Source organism: Pedobacter zeaxanthinifaciens (assembly GCF_003313335.1).
GTDB lineage: Bacteria > Bacteroidota > Bacteroidia > Sphingobacteriales > Sphingobacteriaceae > Pedobacter > Pedobacter zeaxanthinifaciens.
In genome coordinates this window covers 13,087-33,641 of record NZ_QMHP01000010.1, presented here as the reverse complement: position 1 = coordinate 33,641, position 20,555 = coordinate 13,087, and the positions used below count along the sequence as shown (strand labels likewise).

The 20,555-nt window shown below is 38.5% G+C and carries 17 protein-coding genes; 9 read left to right on the top strand and 8 right to left on the bottom strand.

All coding sequences use genetic code 11. The annotated features are described in order from the left end of the window. Position 1: 1 nt before the first annotated feature. From DUT68_RS14580 to DUT68_RS14560, 5 genes are all read left to right on the top strand, one after another. Positions 2–1,072, top strand: a complete 1,071-nt coding sequence (locus tag DUT68_RS14580; RefSeq protein ID WP_113638952.1) for a hypothetical protein — start codon at positions 2–4, stop codon at positions 1,070–1,072. Between the two features lies 1 nt (position 1,073). After that, entirely contained in the window at positions 1,074–2,012 is a 939-nt protein-coding gene (locus DUT68_RS14575; protein WP_113638951.1) for a hypothetical protein, read from the top strand. Positions 2,013–2,015: 3 nt separating this feature from the next. Next, positions 2,016–3,749: a hypothetical protein gene (locus DUT68_RS14570; RefSeq protein ID WP_113638950.1), complete on the top strand. Its 1,734-nt coding sequence runs from the start codon at positions 2,016–2,018 to the stop codon at positions 3,747–3,749. Positions 3,750–3,752: 3 nt separating this feature from the next. Next, positions 3,753–3,977 carry a hypothetical protein gene (locus tag DUT68_RS14565; protein WP_113638949.1) on the top strand — a complete coding sequence of 75 codons (225 nt, stop codon included), beginning with the start codon at positions 3,753–3,755 and terminating at the stop codon, positions 3,975–3,977. A 127-nt stretch (positions 3,978–4,104) separates the two neighbouring features. Then, on the top strand, positions 4,105–4,860 hold the full coding sequence (locus tag DUT68_RS14560) for a Mom family adenine methylcarbamoylation protein (protein ID WP_113638948.1): 756 nt from the start codon (positions 4,105–4,107) through the stop codon (positions 4,858–4,860). Between the two features lie 839 nt (positions 4,861–5,699). Here DUT68_RS14560 and DUT68_RS14555 read toward each other — a convergent pair. The 5 genes from DUT68_RS14555 to tgt all read right to left on the bottom strand — a co-directional run bounded on the left by DUT68_RS14555 (position 5,700) and on the right by tgt (position 12,451). Next, positions 5,700–5,981 carry a lipopolysaccharide assembly protein LapA domain-containing protein gene (locus tag DUT68_RS14555; RefSeq protein WP_113638947.1) on the bottom strand — a complete coding sequence of 94 codons (282 nt, stop codon included), beginning with the start codon at positions 5,979–5,981 and terminating at the stop codon, positions 5,700–5,702. Between the two features lie 16 nt (positions 5,982–5,997). After that, positions 5,998–8,772, bottom strand: coding sequence for a TolB family protein (locus DUT68_RS14550; protein ID WP_237088350.1), 2,775 nt, complete (start codon positions 8,770–8,772; stop codon positions 5,998–6,000). Between the two features lie 859 nt (positions 8,773–9,631). Next, complete coding sequence (locus DUT68_RS14545; protein ID WP_113638945.1) at positions 9,632–10,123, bottom strand: SRPBCC family protein; 492 nt, start codon at positions 10,121–10,123, stop codon at positions 9,632–9,634. Positions 10,124–10,216: 93 nt separating this feature from the next. Further along, positions 10,217–11,320 (bottom strand): LptF/LptG family permease, encoded by a 1,104-nt coding sequence (locus tag DUT68_RS14540; RefSeq protein WP_113638944.1) that lies wholly within the window; start codon positions 11,318–11,320, stop codon positions 10,217–10,219. Beyond that, complete coding sequence (tgt, locus tag DUT68_RS14535) at positions 11,321–12,451, bottom strand: tRNA guanosine(34) transglycosylase Tgt (protein ID WP_113638943.1); 1,131 nt, start codon at positions 12,449–12,451, stop codon at positions 11,321–11,323. It lies immediately after the preceding gene. Positions 12,452–12,893: 442 nt separating this feature from the next. Here tgt and DUT68_RS14530 point away from each other — a divergent pair, with 442 nt between their 5' ends. Then, positions 12,894–14,015, top strand: coding sequence for a glycosyltransferase (locus DUT68_RS14530; RefSeq protein ID WP_237088349.1), 1,122 nt, complete (start codon positions 12,894–12,896; stop codon positions 14,013–14,015). Between the two features lie 99 nt (positions 14,016–14,114). Continuing rightward, positions 14,115–14,744 carry a 16S rRNA (guanine(527)-N(7))-methyltransferase RsmG gene (gene rsmG, locus DUT68_RS14525; protein WP_113638942.1) on the top strand — a complete coding sequence of 210 codons (630 nt, stop codon included), beginning with the start codon at positions 14,115–14,117 and terminating at the stop codon, positions 14,742–14,744. Here rsmG and DUT68_RS14520 read toward each other — a convergent pair whose 3' ends face one another. Continuing rightward, positions 14,745–16,697, bottom strand: a complete 1,953-nt coding sequence (locus DUT68_RS14520; RefSeq protein ID WP_113638941.1) for a T9SS type B sorting domain-containing protein — start codon at positions 16,695–16,697, stop codon at positions 14,745–14,747. Further along, positions 16,697–17,032, bottom strand: coding sequence for a BlaI/MecI/CopY family transcriptional regulator (locus DUT68_RS14515; RefSeq protein WP_370738893.1), 336 nt, complete (start codon positions 17,030–17,032; stop codon positions 16,697–16,699). Before DUT68_RS14515 ends, DUT68_RS14520 begins: the two co-directional genes overlap by 1 nt. 141 nt (positions 17,033–17,173) lie before the next feature. Here DUT68_RS14515 and dprA point away from each other — a divergent pair, with 141 nt between their 5' ends. Both dprA and DUT68_RS14505 read left to right on the top strand, forming a co-directional pair. Beyond that, a complete protein-coding gene (dprA, locus tag DUT68_RS14510) occupies positions 17,174–18,268 on the top strand; it encodes a DNA-processing protein DprA (protein WP_113638939.1) in 1,095 nt (364 codons plus the stop codon). A 159-nt stretch (positions 18,269–18,427) separates the two neighbouring features. Then, positions 18,428–19,789, top strand: coding sequence for a pyridoxal-phosphate dependent enzyme (locus DUT68_RS14505; RefSeq protein ID WP_113638938.1), 1,362 nt, complete (start codon positions 18,428–18,430; stop codon positions 19,787–19,789). 56 nt (positions 19,790–19,845) lie between these two features. Here DUT68_RS14505 and DUT68_RS14500 read toward each other — a convergent pair whose 3' ends face one another. Beyond that, positions 19,846–20,553: a hypothetical protein gene (locus tag DUT68_RS14500; RefSeq protein WP_113638937.1), complete on the bottom strand. Its 708-nt coding sequence runs from the start codon at positions 20,551–20,553 to the stop codon at positions 19,846–19,848. Between the last annotated feature and the right edge of the window lie 2 nt (positions 20,554–20,555).

Below are 20,555 nucleotides of genomic sequence, written 5' to 3'. Positions count from 1 at the left end.
CATGCCGATAACAGCAAGAAATATTTTAAAGCAGTATTTTGAGACAGGAAAAAAACCAACTCAAGCGCAATTTGCAAACCTAATCGACACCTTTTTTCATAAAAGCGAAGACACGGTTACAATTGCGAATGTTAGCGGCTTGGCTGCTGTTTTAGCAAGCAAGGCAAGCACAACCCAAATTGCAACAATATTAAGTGCTTTGGGTGCTCTGGAAGATTTACAAACGAGCGATAAGACTTCGATAGTTGCCGCCATTAATGAGCTTAAAAGTTTAATCGGTTCGGCTGGTGGTTTAAATCCCGATGTTTTCGAGAGCAATTTTACGGTGTCTCTTTCGGGTGGTAAATTCTTTTTCAAATGGGCTAATGGCCAAGTGGTACCAGCGGAGGGAAAATCTGCCGTTGAGCTGATGTTAATCGGCGCTCAAGAAGCTATTGCCCCAACGGCTAACTTATCTTTAAGCGCCAGCGCTATTACTTACAATAAAAAGAGTGATGTTGACTTAAATGTAAATTATAGCTATGCCATTAATTCTTTAGGCGCTTCGCTGGTTAATCTCAAGTTGGAGCGTTCCCGTGATGGTGTCGCTTGGACTGAATTAATTAACTCGGCAACCCCGCCAGCTTCGCCGTTTGTCGATACTGATATTAACGGCGGTGCGGTTAACAACTCAACTATTTACTATCGTTTAACGATAGAAGACAGCGAGGGGCTGATTGTCAACAATACCAAGCAAGCAAATTTTGTTTACCGTTCGTTTTTGGGTTACGCTTCGTCAGCTCCCGCCGATGTAGCGGCAATTGTCGCTCTTGGCAATAGCGCACTTTCGGGCAAAGCTCGTACGGTTTCAAACGTTACCGCTGGCGCTGGCCAATACACTTGGTTTGCGTATCGAGCAAGCGACGGCGATTTGTCAGGTGTGGTAATGGATGGCTCGGCGCCGATACTTGGAGCTTTTACGAAAGTTGGCGACTTAACGGGTGCCGATGAATTTGGCGGCTCTGTAACTTATCGCATTTACCGAAGCAACGCCACTCAAGCATTTATCAATAACACTTTAGCATTTAACTAGTATGTCAATTAAAAGACCCGACGAATACGAACACGCCAACCCAAACGAGCCAATCGTACGCTCTAGCAACGTTAAAGGAGGTGCGCTAAAAACCGCCGACTTAGCGACGTTGCTAACGGACTTTGTGGGCTTGGAAAGTAAATTGATTGAGGGTGTAACTAAAGTCTATGTGGAAAGCGACGACGCCGATTATAGACTAAAGAATATTGCAGCGGTTAACCTTTTGGCAAGTTGGAGCAAAGTTGTGACGGGTGCGGGCGGTGGTGCCTCTTCTTTTTCAGAATTAGAGGGTGCTCCTTCTGATAATGAGGCTTTGGGTGCTGATTTAACTAGGATTGAAGACAAGGCCGACGGGGCGCAAGCTGATGTTGACGCCTTGACATTAGTTGTAGACGGTAAATTGAATACAGCGGACTATAATCAACATTTTAGAGGTCGTTTTACTTCATTGATTTCATTGCAAACTAATGTTTTCAGCCCAGCGCTTCGAGCTGGCGATTATGCTCAAGTTGATGTGGGTAGTGGCTCTCCTGTCAAAAATTATAATTGGGACGCAGACGATGAAGAGTGGATAATTGGAGGTGTTGGTTCGGGAGCTACAAATACCGACCAACTACCCGAAGGTTCAACAAATTTGTATTACACGTCCGAAAGGGTTGCAAGTGCTGTTAATACCGAGAAAAAGAATTACATCAAAGAATGCTATGTGCTTTCGGTAATGGAAATAATTTTCCCTATGGAGTTGGCAGGGCAATTTACCGCTTTATCATGTTCAACAGCAATGAGCAATCTGCAATACAAGATAGGCGCAGCAGGTACTTATACGACCTTTAGCACACCTGTTAGCTATTCAGCAGGTGCAGAGATTTATTTAAAATGGGATTACACTTCACCAACCGAGCAAAGGGGTTGGTTGAGAATGAAAGGAAAGGACAGTTAAGATATGGCTACTTTTAATTGGAGCTACAAACCTAGTGTAGCAAATAAATACGGAATTACCATAGCATCATCAGCAGATGATGTTAAACCGTCAAATGCTGTTTATGTGGCACATTGGGGTAATGACATTACAGGAAATGGCAGTAGGTTGAAACCTTATAAAACAATCAATAAAGCTAATGTTGCATCAACCACTGTAATACTTGCTAGTGGGACTTATAGAGAAAGTTTGTCTACGAGTACCAATAACGTAACCTTAGTAGGTGATGGAAATGTTATACTAGATATTTCATATTTAGGTGTTTTCAAGACTGGTACAGACTGTAGTTATCTAAACATCAAGATTGTAGGTTCTGGCGCCTCGGTTCTTAATAATGGTAATACAAACTTTAGATTAGTTGACTGTTGGTTTGATGGCGCTATACCCACTAGTAGCGGAGGTTTTAGCTTATCAGGTATTGTAAACTGTACGTTCTCAAATATAACTGCAACACTGAGTTTAGGTTCATATCAGCCCAATAAATCATTTAACTGCACTTTCGTAAACTGCAATAGTATAGTGATCGCAAACTCCACAGATGCCTGCATATTCTACAGGTGTAATTTGTCGGCTGTAAACGTTACTTCACTGAATGCTATAAATACTTTGTATTATGAGTGCAATTTTAAAATGACAAACGGAACGGGCAGCGGTGGCGGTATCTATCCAACAGTTCCAGCAGGTTATACAAATTTTACTACTATTTCCGCTTTGATGACAGCTTACAACGCCTATGTAGGGGTTAGCCAGTCTTTTAGTGGTTGTACAATTGTAAATCCAGCTTTTAACAATATCGACATCAAAGATTACTCTTTATCGCTATCCAGTCCTGCACGAAATATGAGTTATTTTGGCACTTATATTGGCGCTTACTCTATAACCAAGGCTTTAGCGGTAAAAGCTACTGCAAGTCTATCAGCGTTTGATAATTCGAGTGCTATAAACTTAACCATTGCTGATAATAGCCTCACGCTTATTGATGTTGACAGTGTTGCAAGTATCGTTACAAAGCCTATTGATAACACGGCAGGCAGGGAGTTGCAAAGGCTGTTAACATTTGGCATTAATGCAGATAGAAATGGTGAATATGTAGATAGCACTGTTGATTTAGCAAATACTACAATAAGTGCAGGTACTAACCTAGCGACATCTACACCTTATTTGGTTGAGGTTGGCACGATCACATACGATGGCAATGTTTACAACGCAGGACAAAGGTTTACATCTAAGTCATCAAGCCCCGGCACGTTTACTACTGCTACTGGTGGTGTATTGCGTGAAATATTGGAGGCTCCTGCACGGGAAAACGTAGAAGCTCGCTTTAGTGATGGTGCTTTAACAACAGTTGACAATACAGCAACTTTAGAGGAATTGGCTTGGTACTTCGTAGAGGGAAACGCTGCAACCTACAACGGTAATAGCTATGCTGTTGGTACATTTATCAAAGTGCTAACTGGTATCACTTCATTTACAGGTACAGGCTTATTGAGAAAGGTTTTTAGTGATGCCGATGCTTATTTCTATTTCGAGATTAACCAAAAGCCAACATCTAACAATGTGGGAAATAGCCGTACTGGTGCAATTGTGCGTGGTAACGGTGATAAAGACTTTGATAGGACAGCAGCAAATGTGTTTCCCATTAGCAAAAAGTTTATCCAGTTGCGCTACACTATTCAGGTAAACAATTTAACTCCATAAGCCATGCCTGATGTAACCGAGTTAAAAGGTGCAGGCATTGAATTGGTAAATGATAGCAATGACCTGCCTAGATTTCCCGAAAGTACCGTATTAAAAGGCTTTGGGGTTGAATTTGTGCAACAGGGTAAGGATATTGTCTTTAACGACAATACAACAATTAAAGGGTTCTCTATTGAATTTGTGGATTACCCAATTTATGCTTTTCAAATCATAACTAGAAGATTATAAACGCCTCGGCTCTTCCTGTTAAGTCTCACCAAAACAAAAAAGAAAATGCACAACGTACATAACCGAGGCGTAAGCCTTAGGGTGTAGATTGTGCATTTTGTTTTGGTGAGATTACAAATATAGGATTATGGAGATTAAAAAGAGTACGAAGTTGGGCGAATTAATTATTAAGCCCGTAGAAAAGAAATTGGCTAAAGAAATGATTGTTAAAAATCATTACAGCCACAAATGGAACGATGGCGGATTTGGCGTGTATAACGTTGGCGTCTTTAAGGCTGATGAACCAAATAAATGTTTGGGTGTGGCTGTGTATGGTTATGTAAAAAACCTTAACGCCAAAATGTTTGAGCATCCAAATCCCAACGCTTGGATGTGTGAGTTAAACCGCATGTGGATTGATGACAGTTTGGGCAAGAATGCCGAAACAATCTTAATTGGTGCGTCGATTAAGATAATTAGAAAACATGATCCCAACTTGGTTGCGATACAAAGCTTTGCCGATGGCCGTCTTGGCTGTGGTACCATTTACAAAGCTGCAAACTTTCAATATTACGGCTACCACTACACAAAGTTTTTGGTTAATAGTAGAAGTGGCGAAGTAACTCACGAACAGATATTAACTAATACCACAAGTGCAACGGGGTATTTAAGGGCTAATATAGCTTATCTAGTGGGCGATTATAAGGCGTTTGAAGTAAAGACCTATCGTTATATTTATCCTTTGTGTAAACGCTTTAAATTTAGGTCGTCGCAATTACCTTATCCCGACTATGATAAAGGGATGAAAGAAACCGATTGGAAGAGAGATAAAGAAAAAATCAAATGCAATATTATGCGACTGCTTGAAAAAGTGGCGCCAAGTCCAGTATCTTTGACGAAATAAAACGGGCTGTTTTCCACTTAAAGATACAAAAAAGCTTTGAGAAAAACAAGTGAAAAAGCAACAAAAAACGCCTTTTAAATAGATTTTTAAGAGGCGTTAAATATTTTAGAAATTGTTACGAGTGGATTTTTATTTTTGTACCGTTTCGATTTTCCGATTTTAGATCTTCAATACTTTGCGGTTAAAAAAACTCTTGTTAAAGTTTGTCTTACATGTATTTTGGCGTACTCGGAAATGGTACTGCTTCGGTAAGTTTTTTTTACGTTCTTTTGGCTTGAACCAAAAGAACCAAAAGTTCAAGGCTGCTTGGCCTCGTTTTGCTCCAGCTCAATTATGGCTCTTTAGCACAAAATGAGCCGTTTCACTTCTCCATTTTGCTTGTTGGTGCAAGTCCTTGGCAAATGCTGCGCCCCAATCGGCTTGCGCTTCACGATGCCAAAAGGCCATTTGGCATGCTTAGGAAAGGCATTGCTTGATTGTAAGTTTGTCTGCCGGCTAAGTCGTTTAACTAAGTAGATATCTAACTACTTCCTAAATCTCGGCGATCTTCAAAACTTTGCGGTTGAAAAAATCTTGTTGAAGGTAGCTTACAAGACATCATCGCTATGTAGGCTGTGATTGCAACTAAACAGAAAAAATGCTTTATGTTGTATTTTACTCAAAATAAATAAGCATTTACGATAATAACTGCACTGCCCCAATACTTTTTCTGTTTTGCAGCGCACTTCATAAATAAACCTGATTGAAGGCGGCAGCGCTCCCGATTTCAATTCGGGAGACTAAAGCCGAAAAGCAGGACTACCGTAAGCGAAGTACTACTACAGCCGCTTTTCAAAAAATTAACTGATGTAATCTCTGTCTTCGTCGCTTAACGTGCTTTTTTGTTCGTCAGCGTAGTTTTTTTCTACCTCATCATTGTAGCTGCTGTAGGTTTTTCGTGGTCGTCCGGTAATAAAACCAATTATAAAACCGATAAGGATACAAATACCGATCACAATTAATTTTGATACTTCCACAGGATTTCCGATGATGAAATTGAACTCTACGGCATCATTATTAACCATCAAAAAAATAGTTAACAGTGCGGTTAACACAACGATAAATATGGTTTTGCCTTTCATTTTCTGCTTTATTGATTTAAAAGTAATAGTTAAACAATAATTCGAATATAGGGTTTTGGTTATAGATTTTATTTACGAAGATTAAACGAGCACCTACGTCGGCCACTGGTTGGTACCGCAATAGATTCATGTCGCTTTTGATTTCCAGACCAAAGGTTTTAGGTTGGCTCAAATTGGTGTCGCTGCCAATGTTTTCGTAGTGACTAAATAAGCCAGCTCTTACGTTTCGGATATAGGCCAAAGAGCCAATTTCTAAGTCGGGGAATAGAAAGGGAAAGCGATAATTGAGCAATAAACTGTTTTTTAGCAAGCTTTTAGCTGCAACTTGATTATAGCCGTAAACTGTTGGAATGTCATTAACGCTTGCAAATGTTCCGGAATTTTGCTGGTAATTGAAGCTGGCTAAAAAAGTGTGGTTTTTGGCAAAGCCCGGAAAATAGAAATAGCTTTCGAAGGCGAATAATTTTCCGGTTAGGTTTTTATCAAAAGGCAAATTTTGGAATTTTAGGTCGATTACCTGCGCCCAGCGAGGTGCAATATCGCGTTCGGCACTGCGTAGCTGGTGGTTAAAGCCAATGCGGTAAGTCATAGGAAAAGCGATGGTATTGGCAAGTCGGCTGGCGTCAACAGGGTTAAAGTGTCTATTTACGTAGTAGGTTCCCGTTTCTCCAACAAAACTAAAACGATGATTAAAGCTGTTAAAGCTCAGCGGCAAGTTTGCCGTTAGGCCAAAATAATCTTCACGCCATTGCGCCTGGTTAATGGTGTTTTGAAAACGATAATTGGCCAAACGTGGACGATTGCGGTAAGTGAAATTAAACACCGGATAAAGCGCTCTGTAGCTCAAGCCAGCGCTGTATTCTACCCTTCGCAAACTGCTTTGGTAAGTGATGCCGGTGTAAAAGCTGGTGGTGTTCAACAAATCGTTTGATTTAAGTTGCAAACCAACATTTTCTACGGCATCATCGGAAGTTGGACTAATGCTATGAAAGTTGAAAGCGTGTTTAAGCGGACTGTACTTTGTTGAAGTGAAAGTGCTATCGGGAATGCTTTCGAAAACGTAATCTTCTTTTTTGGTAGGCATGCCGTAATAAACAAAACCGCTAGCGGGAATGTCAGTAGGTTTGATATCCGTTTTTGCAATTTCAAATCCCATGAGTTGATAGTTGTTAAACAACATTGTTTTGCCGTCGGCAGAAAAACTAGGATTAAAGGCGCCGTATTTTGAAGCCGTTAGAGCGCTTATTTTTTTATTTGCTGGGTCTAGTTCATAAATATTGTCGATACCGCTGTAGTGGGCGTTAAATGCGATTTTACCGTTAAAAAAAATCGGCCTGCTAATTTGCTGTCGGGTATTGCTGATTAATGCAGCAGTTTTTCCATTGTTTTTTACCCAAAGTGATTTTCCATTTTCATTTACTGCAATCCAGGCAATTTCGCTTCCGTCGGCATTTAGCGAAGGTGTTTGTAATTGATCATTAGCCGGGTTTGGGATGCTGTCCGTAATTTTTCCTGTAACGAGGTCAAGCATAACCAAATTGTAGTGGTTGCTCAGATCGATGTTTACTGCAATCAAATTTTTTCCATTGGCTGAGATGGATGGAGCAAACAAACGTGTTTTATGCGTAAGTTGATTTAATTTTCCTGTTTGTAGGTCGTATGTACAAATTACATTGTAGCTGCGCTGTTTGTACCTTGGGTCTTCGCGTTGTTCTTCCCAAACTATTGTATTTTCAGCATAACTGAACCAAGGCTGCTCTTGGTAGCCAATTTTTAGCAGTAGCTTTTCTTTTTTGTTAGGGGAGATGATGACAAACCTTGGTGTTTCGCTTTTACTTTGTTTAATGCAAAGGATATCACCGTTAGGAAGTGCAGTTGGCAAATGATAGCTGGTTGCGTAGCTGCTGCGTTGGTTTAAGCTTGGATAATTTATTGATTTGTTTTGCTCGTCTTGTTGTTGCCAATCTTTGCGTAGCTGCTGTAAAGTTTGAAGGTAATATTGGTTGGTGTTTTTTCCTGTTATTTTTTTTAAACTCTGAGAGAATGGATAAAGCCTCAAGGGCCTTTGGTTAATGTCGGAAAGGATTTGGTTTCCTATGCTTGGTCCATACTGTTTTTGTAGTTGAGAGTTGATCAAATATCCAAGTTGATAATACCCTGCTGTCACATCTTTTTCTGAGCCAAAGTATGACTTCGAATAGGAGAAGTTTTTACCCTCCAAAAGTGAGGCTCTAAATGGCATGATCCAGTTGGGTTGTCGACCCCTTCCGGCATAGGTTAATTCTGTCTCGGTGCTTACGGCATCTCCTTCCAAAAACCATATCGGGGTGCTTAATCCTAAGTAGCCAAAGTACACCTCTTCGGGGAATGGAAAACCGGTGGTGCCAGTAATTTTGTTGAACTGTGCAACGTGCCTTAGTTCGTGTACTGCAAGGTTGTTTAGCCAGTCCTGACTATCGAATTGCTGCGGAGAGATAGTGTAGAATTGTGATTTTTTAGGTGCAAGCTGAACGAAGCCGTTTGAGGTGGTGCCTTGGTTCTGTAGCACTACTGGAATGAGTGTTTTTTGCTGTGTGAGACTTCTCCCCACGGTAGGGTAGATGCGGGCAAAAGTATTAGCCATTCGTTGAGCGTCTTTCTCAATTGCTGCTGGATAAATGATTTTAAAACCGCCATGCTCAATTTGGCGCCATTTTACACTAAGCGGCGTTTGGCTTTCGTCAAAAAATTGTGCAAAACCACTTAAAAAAGTAAAACTTAAAATAGTTGTAGTTAATAATTTGATTTTCAATGTATTTTGTTTTATATCAACTTTGCTTGTTTATGTTTGCTAAAAATATTAGTTTTTTAGGTTTGGTTGGGTGTATTTTTTTGTAAAGTATTAATTTTGTTAAAATTTATAATTATATGATTTATAATACTTTATATTTAAATTAAATTGAACTATTTTAAAGTGTTTTTAGCTATTTAATAGTTGCTTTTTGGCTTTATTTGGACGGATTTCTACCGTCTAAGATAAGGTATTTTTTTGGTAAAAAATGTACACTATTTTCATGTTTTTTTTTCGATTGAAAAATCATGTTTTTTAGAAGATGTATACGAAATTTAACAAGTTTTAGATTTTCACGCCGTAAAATTACTTCGTTTATCGTCTGGATTTTTGTTGAGGATTGATTGATTTTGCGTTGCTACAAGCACCAAGCATAGCTTGCTATTTACTTTTAAGTGAAGTTTTTTATGATGAGTTTTTAGCGAAGCTTAGTGTATTTTTTTAATCTGTATTTTTTGGTTTTGTGTTGTTGTTTTGGGAGGATAGTGTGATTTTTTGATCAGTATATTTGTGCTTTACTCAGGTACTGATAAAAGGCTTTGAAGCTTTTTTCACGATGAGGTATCTGTGTGTTTTTGGTAAGCAATTTTAATTGATGTGTGTCATCAATACTTGGTTTAGGTTGGTTTTTACAGTAACCTTTGATAAGTGGATTAGGGAGTTTTTAACTCAAGCAGGTGCCCCATTTTTGGGTGCGATTTAGAGGGCCTGATATTGGTTTTTTATCACCTATTTCGGTGAGGTTTTGAGGTCAATTTCTAAGGGTTTTTGAGGCTGAAAATAGCTCAATTGGAGTCGTGTTTGTGATAGGTTTTTGAACTTATTTAATGTAGTTTTTTTCATCCAAAATTAACTTCCATTTTCCCGATTCAGCATAAAATTTGATTACTTCATTTCGTTTTAACAGTAGTGCTTTCAAATGATTTTTGAGCGTTATAAAATTGAAAATTTTACCCAAAATGCCGTAGGGAGATTCAAATTGAAAGCGGTCAACCATCAGCGTTTTTCCTTGCTTTTCTTCAAATTTATGCTCGTGAAAAATGGATTTGAAGGCGCCTTTTTGTTGCTCATCTACAAAGTAGAATGGTCGTTTATAAGCGGTAATTTTTGATGTTAAACGTTGCGTAATACCATAATGTGTGGCCTGCCAAGTTACCTGCTCATTCATGCCAATCAATCCGGTAGTGATACCTTCAACGGCGCTTTCCTTGGTGTGATCGGTAGAAATTTGATGTAGGTCAATGCTTCTGGATAAATCGAAGCAAATCTCAATAGGAGCTGCAATTTCAGTACGTAAAACAATTGTAGGCATCGTAAATCAGCGTGATAGATTCAACTTTACGAATGTAACTGTTTTTAGCTTAGCCGTAATTAAATGAGCCAGAAATTTATCAGCTGAAGTAGTTTATTTAGGCGCTCTACGCAATAAATAAAGCCCTAAAATGGCAAATAACAGTACGGGTAGCAAATTGGCTATTAGGGGAGGTAATCCGCCTTTGGTAGAAAACATTTTAGCGAATTGATTGAACACGATAAATAAGAAGCTCAATACAATACCAATTCCCAACGGAAGCCCTACGCCGCCGCGTACCTTGCGTGATGATAGCGCTACCCCAATTAGGGTGAGTACGAAGGCAGATAACGGCTGTATATATCGTTTATACTGCTCAAAAAGTAAATCATTCATCACCCCTGAGCCTCTAATTTTTTCCTTTTCAATTTTATCAGCAAGCTCTTTGCTTGTCATGCTTTCTACTACGTTGTCATAAACCGAAAAATCATCCGGTTTCATGTCCAAAACCGTATCTTTTGTTTTGGTGTTTGCATAAGTCATGGTTTCTTTTAAACCATTGATATTTCTTGTAGAGTAATTAGATAGCTTCCAAACATGTTTTACAGAATCGTAACTAATTTGCTCAGCTACTAATTTTTTTTCAAGTGTATCGCCTTTAAAACGGTCCAAAGAAAAGCGATAGCCTATATTACTCCTGTTGTCGAAATTATCGATATAGATGTAGGTATTTTCATCTATTTTCATATGTATGTTCGACTTTGTGTAAGGGTCATCTTTTTTAATTACCTCATTTTCAAAGCTATTTTTGATTTTATTGGTGTAAGGTAATATGAACAGATTAGAAACTAAACTTGCCGAAAAGATGATAAATGCAGAAATAAAATAAGGCCTTAAAAATCGGTTAAAACTAACGCCACCGCTCAATATTGGTACAATTTCAGTTTGATCGGCCATTTTAGCGGTGAAAAAAATCACGGCAATGAAATTCATCAAGGGCGAAAGCATGTTCACGTAAAATGGTATGGAACCTGCATAGTATTGCGTAATAATTTGCCATACCGTCATATCGTTCTCCAGGAAATCGTCTAGTTTTTCGGAAAGGTCAAAAATGATAATAACCACCACAAAAACAGCAAGAGTGTACACGAAAGTGCCTAAATACTTGCCGATAATGTAATTGTCGATGATTTTTGATCTTTGCCTAATGAATTTCATCTATAGTTTTGTGCCTAAAATACCAACCATTTTGTTTTTCCAATCATAAAATTCGCCGGCAATAATTTTTTCACGGGCCTCGTTTACTAACCAAAGATAAAAATGTAGGTTATGCAAAGTGGCAATTTGTGAACCTAAAATTTCTTTGCTGTGCATTAGGTGACGTAAATAAGCCTTTGAGTACACTTGATCAGCAAGTAAATCACTTTCAGCATCGATAGGTGAAAAATCACTCGCCCATTTCTTATTTCCAATGTTGATGATGCCATTTCTGGTGAAAAGCATCCCGTTGCGGGCGTTTCTGGTAGGCATTACACAATCAAACATATCTACACCTAACGCTATATTTTCCAAAATATTGATAGGTGTGCCTACGCCCATTAGATAACGAGGTTTTTCGTAAGGTAAAATGTCACAAACTACCTCCGTCATGGCATACATTTCCTCGGCAGGTTCTCCAACGGATAAACCACCGATTGCATTGCCTTCACGCTCCATGGAAGCAATAAACTCTGCAGATTTCATCCTCAAATCTTTGTAAACAGAACCTTGCACAATAGGGAATAAGGTTTGTTCGTAGCCATATTTTGCGGGGGTGTTATCAAAGCGTTCGCAACATCTTTTTAACCACCTATGTGTCATGTTCAAAGAGTTTGCCGCATAGCGATAATCGCAAGGATAAGGTGTGCACTCATCAAATGCCATGATAATGTCCGCACCAATGGTACGCTGAATATCCATGGCATATTCAGGCGTGAAGAGATGTTTTGATCCGTCAATATGAGAGCGGAAAGTTACACCCTCTTCCTTGATTTTACGCACTTTGCTTAGCGAATACACTTGGTAGCCACCGCTATCCGTTAAAATAGGCTTGTCCCAACCAATAAATTTATGCAAACCACCAGCTGGCTCTAAAATATCCAGTCCGGGGCGCAAATACAAATGATAGGTATTTCCTAGAATGATTTGCGCTTTAATGTCTTCTTTTAATTCTTTTTGGTGCACCGCTTTTACTGTGCCGGCGGTACCTACAGGCATAAAAATTGGGGTTTGTATATTGCCGTGAGCAGTGCTAATAACACCTGCCCTAGCTTTTGAGTTAGGATCTTTTGCCTGTAAATCGAATTTCATTTGTGTAAATCTCTGTCAAAAATCCTGCAAAAATACAATTAATTGTTTGTTGTTTGGGTTTGCGCAGTTTAATTTTATACATGTGATTTGGAAATCAGCGTAGAAACTTTCATTAGCGTTCGGCTAGCTATACATTTCAACAGATGAAAAATTCGGGATCGAGTTAGTTGCAAAAGCTGCTGCAAGTTTTTTTCGTTGATGTTAATGCTTGCTTTTACATACTTTGTTGTGGTTTTAATGCGACAAATCTTTGAGTTTTTAAGCACTGTTTTGAGTTTTTAAACCCGATGGACGCGGCAGCTCCCGACCGAAGGGAGGGACTACAGCAAACAGCGGGACTACATTAACCTACTAGTATTGCAATTGCTTTCCATATCAAAAAATCAAAAACTGGGTGGGCAACCAAGCAAATTAATTACCTTTGCTGGCTTAAAATACCATCGTGGAATTTAACATACTCGAAATCTGCTTACTTGCTGCGCTTCTCCTTTGTTTTTTTGTACAACTCTATTACGTTTTAGGGGTACATTTAAAACTGGCTACTTATCAAATTAAAGAGCTGCCAGGTGCAGCTGGTGAACCCATTAGTGTAATTATTTGCGCCCGTAATGAAGCTGAGAATTTAGCTAAATATTTGCCTGCAGTATTTGAGCAGGATTACAGCAAATTTGAGGTAATTGTAGTGAACGACAGATCATGGGATGGCACAACTGATTTGTTGGAGGAAATGGGAAAGCGCTACGCTAACTTAAAGGTGGTGCATGTGCCCGAAGGCGAGAAGTTTATTGCAGGCAAGAAGTTTGCGGTGACAATGGGCATTAAAGCGGCTAGTTACGATTGGTTGGTATTTACTGATGCCGACTGCCTACCTGCTTCTAAAAGTTGGTTAAAAGGAATGCAGCAGCCCGACATCTCCGCAACGCAGATAGTTTTGGGCTATTCGCCTTACTTTAAAAAAAGAAGTTTGCTCAACGCGTTGATTCGTTTCGAAACTTTTTTTACAGCGGTTAACTATTTATCCTTTGCTTTGAAAGGTATGCCTTACATGGGCGTAGGTAGAAACTTGGCCTACCAAAAGCAGTTGTTTTTTAAAACGAAGGGCTTTGCGGCCCATATGCATGTTCCATCAGGAGATGATGATTTATTTGTGAACGCCAATGCTACTGCTGGCAATACGGTTATACAAATTAACCCCGAAACTCATGTTTGGAGCGAACCAAAAACTACCTTTTTAAGTTACTTAAGGCAAAAAAAACGTCATGTTGGGGCTGGAAAGCTTTACAAAGCAAAGCACAAATTTATTTTGAGTGCTCAAATTATTGTGCAGTTTTTGTTTTATGCGTTGGCCATTACTTTAGCTTGTTTTCCGCATACGCACATTGCTGCCGTATCGGTGTTTTTATTAAGTATTATTGTTAGGTGTTTTGTGTACCCTAAATTGCTGCACAGATTAAATTATAAGGAGCTGAAATGGTGGTTCCCTATTTTGGATATCATCTTGATGCTGTTTTTGGTAATCAACGCTGTGTTAGCTGTATTTGTTAAAAAAGTGCAGTGGAAGTAATTAGTTTACGGTTTAATGGTTACGAATTATCAGCTCACTATAAAAAACTTATCACGCATACTTAACACTTAAAACTCAAAAACCTTTAACTTTGCGCCCATGGCAAAACCTGATATTGTTTTCAAGTACTTTAAGGATTTAAGCGATACCCAAGTAGCGCAATTCGAAAAACTTTTTGATTTGTATAGCTTTTGGAATGCACAAATTAATGTCATCTCCAGAAAAGATATCGAGGAGCTTTATGAAAGGCATATCCTGCATTCGTTGGGCATAGCCAAGTTTTGTACATTTAAACCAGGCGAAAAAGTTTTGGATGTTGGTACAGGCGGAGGTTTTCCGGGCATTCCATTAGCTATTATGTTTCCAGAAACTGATTTTCACTTGGCGGATTCTATCGGTAAGAAAATTAAGGTGGTTAGCGAAGTAGCGGCTGCTTTGGGCTTAACGAATGTACAGGCATCGCACAGTAGGGCAGAGCAGATTACCGATAAATATAATTTTGTGGTTTCAAGAGCGGTAACTCGTTTGGGCGAGTTCTATCCATGGGTGCGTGGTAAATTTGCTAAAGAAAACATCAATGCCATTAGAAATGGTATTCTTTATTTGAAAGGTGGCGATTTAACCGAAGAGATTAAAGAAAGTAAACTGAAAGCAGAATTGTATCCGCTTTCAGTTTATTTTGAAGAAGAGTTTTTTGAAACCAAGTATGTGGTTTACGTGCCGCAGTAGTTATTTTATATAAACCCAGCCCTGCTTAGCAACGTTGTCATTTTTGGAATTAGTTAAGTAGAAATAGGTTCCTGTTGGAAGTTCTCTTGACTTAAAATCATTGGTATTGCCTTCATGGCCATCCCAGTCATTATTGTAGTTCTCGTTAACATAAACCTCCCTTCCCCATCTATCGTAAACTTTTAACGTTTTTATTTCCTTAGCGCCACCTACAACAGAAAAATATTGTTTCTTGCTTCTGTCTAATCTAGTAGCCTGCTTTTCGGAAGGTGCGCTTGCTAAAGATTCCCCCTGTTCAGATGATCTAAGTTTTACTCCATCGCCTGAGGGTTTTTGAGGATTTAACGGCGGCGTTGGTGGTCTTTTGACCTTTTTATCGGCTGGAGGCGGTTCAATTGGTGGCGGCTCTACCAACGGCAGTCTGTTTAAATTTCTGCCAGTAATTTCCACCGCCCCATACCGTGCTTTTGTGCCGTATTTTTCTTCGGCATGCTTAGGATTTACAAAGACAACGCTTTCCGTATTTGTTACACCGTAAAAAGTGCTATTGTCCGTAATTACCTCTCCATTTATCACAATTAATCTTGAATCAACTTTAATTGCTTTTTTATTGTAATAAGTGTTTGCAGGATAAAATGATTTTTGATTTCGAGGTTTTACTACTGGCGGTGGAAATTTTACCTGATCCTTGTTATTAGATTGAATACGAGGAGGAGGGAATTTAACCTGGTCTTTTTTGATTTCAGGCGCACTTTTTGGCGTGGGCGAAGGACTCATTGGGGGTGGAGGGGTAGCTGCTATATCTTTTCCATTAATAACTACTGCACCATTTTTTCCGATTTTACTGCCGTATATTTTTGTTGCTTCTGCGCTATTAAGATACTTAACTTCTTCGGCGTCAACTATGCCATAGAATTTGTTTTTATCAGTTACTAATTTTCCGTTAATGATAATTGCTCGCTTCTCTAAAGAAATGAAGTTGTTTTTGTTGTCATAACGATGCTCTGGATAGTACATCGGCTTTTCTTGCTTATTTTTTTGGACAGTTTTTTGCACTGTCTTCTGCTTGCCAATCTCTAAATACCCATAGCTCTTACTAAAGCCAAGTGTTGATGCACAGAGCAAGCCTAGTCCTAGCGGAACTGCCAGCAAATACTTGAGCCTTGCCCAATTTGCTGTTTTTTCTTTGTTTAACATGTTAATTCTACTTTTTAATATTGATTGATTGAATAATTGATTGACAAGTGAGGATGAATAAGCAGCCATCGAATTTTCGATTAGGAACATTGCATATTCATGTTTGGAGATATTTTTAGCAGTTGTTTGTTCGTCGGCGATATATTCGTGAAGTAGCGTTAAATCTTTTTTCATCAAATACACCAGCGGATTAAACCAGCAACAAATTTTCAAGGTTTCCAATAAGACGATATCCCAGCTATGTTTCTGGTTGATATGGATCATTTCGTGTCTTAACACGGCATTATTTTTTGCCATCTCCGGGTGGATAAATAAAATGTTGAAAAACGAGAAAGCGGTGTGTTCCGAAGTTAATTCTACTAAGGTGTACTTATCGAGCTTGATTTTGTTGCCATTACGGAAAATACCAATGATCTTGGAAATGGAAATGACGAGTTTAAAGCCAAGCAATATGGCAATGGCGATGTATGCGTAAAATAAATAGTCTTGTAGTGTGAATGAAGTAGTTTGCGCAACCGTAACGTTTTTAGTTGCTTCTAATGAAATTTCGTAAGGGACAGCCTCTATTTCCAATACAAGTTGGGGTTTCAGGAAATTTAGTTGTACCAAAGGTATCGCAAAGGCGACTATAATGCTCCATATCAAAAAGTATCTGTTGTTGCTATAAAAGGTGGAGCGTTGCAACAATAACTTGTACATAAAATAGAAGGCGGCCAAGTAAAGGTTCGCTTCTAAAAGATAATAGAGCCAATTCATCACTTTTTGTTTTTAAGTTGTTCTGCAATTGCTATAATTTCATCCAGTTGGGAGATGTCTAATTTTTTCTCCTTCACAAGAAATGACACCAAACTTTCGTAGCTGTTTTCGAAATAGTTGTTCATTACTTTATCAAAAGCAAAATGCCTATACTGCGCTTCGGTGATAGTTGGAAAATAAACATGCGTGTTCCCTATGGCTTTGTGGTTAATAAAACCTTTGCCTTCCAGTACTCTAATTACTGTAGAAACCGTATTGTAGGCAGGCTTTGGAGGTTCCATTTGATCAATTACCTCCTTCACTACTGCTTCTTTTAATTCCCAAAGTATTAGCATTACCTGTTCTTCTGCTTTTGTTAATTCCCTCATAATAAATTATCTTGTGTTTTACCTAAAGTTAAAACTATAAAAATAGTTTTCAAACTATTTTTATAGTTAAATTATTAAAGCATTGTATTACAGTGTTTTATTTTATCTATGAATAAACAATATCAAATTGCCTTAACGCTAATTGATGGCGTTGGTCCGTTAATAGCCAAAAAATTATTGCACCATTTTGGAAGTGCTGAAGCAGTGTTTGGTGCCAATTTCAAACAATTGACACAACTTGAAGGAATCGGAAAAAAAACCGCTGAAGCTATTTTAAATACCCATGCATTGGTATTGGCAGAGCAGGAGCTAGCATTCATTGAAAAGCACGATATTCAGGTGTTGTTTCAAGATGATGAGAACTACCCTAAACGTTTGCGCAACTGCTACGATGCACCATTATTGTTGTACTATAAAGGAACGGCAAATTTAAACCAGTCGCGGATTATTAGTATTGTAGGTACAAGAAATGCAACCAGCTACGGAAAAATGCTTTGTAAGCAACTTGCAGAATTGCTTAAACCGTATGATGTACTAATTTCCAGTGGTTTGGCGCATGGTATTGATGCCGCTGCGCACCGAGAATGTTTGGCATTGAATATTCCAACAGTTGGCGTAATGGGGCATGGCTTAGATAGAATTTACCCTGCGGCGCATCGTGAGTTGGCCGCTAAAATGATTAAAAACGGGGGGCTGCTTACCGAGTTTTTGCCCGGCACCAATCCTGATCGAGAGAATTTTCCAAAAAGGAACCGCGTTATTGCTGGCATGGCCGATGCTACGATAGTTGTAGAGGCATCTATTAAAGGTGGAGCTTTAATTACTGCTGAAATTGCCAATTCTTATAACAGGGATGTTTATGCTTTCCCGGGAAGAATCAACGATGAGTTTTCTGAAGGCTGTAATTTTCTCATCAAAACAAATAGGGCAGGGCTTATTAATCATCCGCAGGATTTGATTTATTACCTCGGGTGGGATAAAAATATTGCTGATCAAATTAAACCTATACAGGCTGAGCTGCCTTTAAATTTAACTAAAGAAGAGCGAATAGTGGCCGAAGCGCTGCAAGTACAAACGTTTAGCATTGATGATTTATCTCTAAAAACGAACTTGCCACAAAGCAAGTTAGCGATGATTTTGTTGACCTTAGAAATGAAGGGATTGATTGTAGCACTGCCAGGCAAATCTTTTAGAATAGCTTAACACATAGCTAGGTTTGCCTTTTACCAAATTTTCACCATAATTAGTATACTGTTTTGGTAGTTTATGAAACTAAATTTTTTTTATACATCTTTATCGAAATTTAGTTTTGAATAAATATTAAGGTGTGAAATACTTATTGTTGTTCTGTATTTTTGTGACATGTGGTATAACAATATATTAGAAACCATTGGTAACACGCCATTGGTAAAATTGAACAACATCGTAAAAGATATTCCGGCAACTGTTTTAGCAAAAATTGAAACAACTAATCCAGGTAACTCTATTAAAGACCGTATGGCCTTAAAAATGATTGAGGATGCCGAGAAAAGCGGAAAATTGAAACCTGGAGGTACCATTATTGAGGGAACATCGGGCAATACGGGTATGGGCTTGGCAATGGCGGCTATCATTAAAGGTTACAAATGTATTTTCACCACAACCGATAAACAATCTAAAGAAAAGGTAGATGCTTTGCGTGCTTTTGGCGCTGAGGTAATTGTTTGTCCCACCAACGTTGATCCAGAAGATCCGCGTTCTTATTATTCTGTTTCTTCCCGTTTGGAAAAAGAGGTGCCTAACTCTTGGAAACCTAACCAGTATGATAACTTAAGTAATTCGCAAGCACATTATGAGCAAACCGGTCCGGAAATTTGGGAACAAACTGAAGGTAAAATAACACATTTAGTAGTTGGCGTAGGTACAGGTGGTACTATTTCTGGAACAGGTAAGTATTTAAAAGAGAAGAATCCTAACATTAAAATTTGGGGTATTGATACTTACGGATCGGTATTCAAAAAGTATAAGGAAACTGGAATTTTTGATAAAAACGAAATTTATCCATACATCACCGAAGGAATTGGTGAAGATTTTTTACCTGCCAACGTTAACTTCGATATTATTGATTTATTTGAGAAAGTAACCGATAAAGATGCTGCTTTGATGACTAGAGAGATTTGTCGTCAGGAAGGTATTTTTGTAGGTAACTCTGCTGGTTCAGCGGTGGCTGGCCTTTTGCAGCTGAAAGATCAATTGAAACCAGAAGATGTAGTTGTGGTAATTTTCCATGATCATGGTAGTAGGTACATGGGTAAAATGTACAACGAAGATTGGTTGCGTGAACGTGGTTTCCTTAAAGATGAAAAGTTAACCGCTAGAAGCATCCTTTCTAAAAAAGATACTGCTGAAATTGTAACTATTGATTGTGAAAAGACGGTTTCAGAAGCATTTAATACTATGAGTACCTTAAATATCTCTCAAATTCCAGTTACACAAAAAGGAATGTTGGTAGGTAAATTAGAAGAAAGTGATATTCTTGCAGCATTACTTGAAAATCCAAGTGTAAAATCAGCTAAAGTGGAAAGCATTATGGGCGGAACTTTCCCGTTTGTAGATTTGAATACTTCCATCGATAGGTTATCATCATTAATTAATAAAGATAACAGTGCCGTGTTAGTGGAGTTGGAAGATGGTAAGTTTGATATCATTACCCAATACGATATCATTAATGCGATAAAAGGATAGTTTTTAAGTTAAAAGTCTAAAGCAAAAAGATTGGTTTATTGCCAATCTTTCTGCGTTTATAGGTAGTTATCTTTGGTGATTTCCCAAGTCCAAGGTTTCTTAAAATCCTTAAGTGTACGCCTCGAGCCGAAAAATAAAATGTCTTCCTCTTTGTAGTTCAGTATATTTCTATTGAAAATACTGCCAACTACTGTTTTAATGGTACGATCCACAAAATCATATTGCTTATCAACCATCTCGCCGCTGTCTTTATGGTAATACACATTGTTTGCAGCAACTAAGGCCCATTCCTTTTGCTGATATTCAAATTCGTAGTTCAGTTTCCAACGCCAGTCGTTGCCGCCTTCAAATGAAAGTATAAATTTGTTGCTATCTATTCTTAAGCCTTTAAAAGGATCACCCATTTTACCGCCTTCTTCAGAGCGTAGCACAAAATCGTTGTTTTGAATGGCTAGGCGATACAATTCATCTTTTTTAAAATAAACGGCCAGCATTCTCGGTTTTTGGGTTTCGGTGATAAGCTCAATTTCATAATTTCCGTAAGCTCTATCTTCATCCACTGCAGTATTAAATTCCAAAACGAGCACAATATCATCCTTATTGTCTTGGTTTAAATCGCCCTTGGCCGAATCAATCAGTTTCCAATTTTTTGGAATGAGCTGCTCAACAGATTTTGCCTGTTGAGTAAGCCTTGGAAAGATAAATTTTTGCGCAAAACTGGTGCTTGACACTGAAAGTAACAGAAAAAATATCAGCCATCTCATGC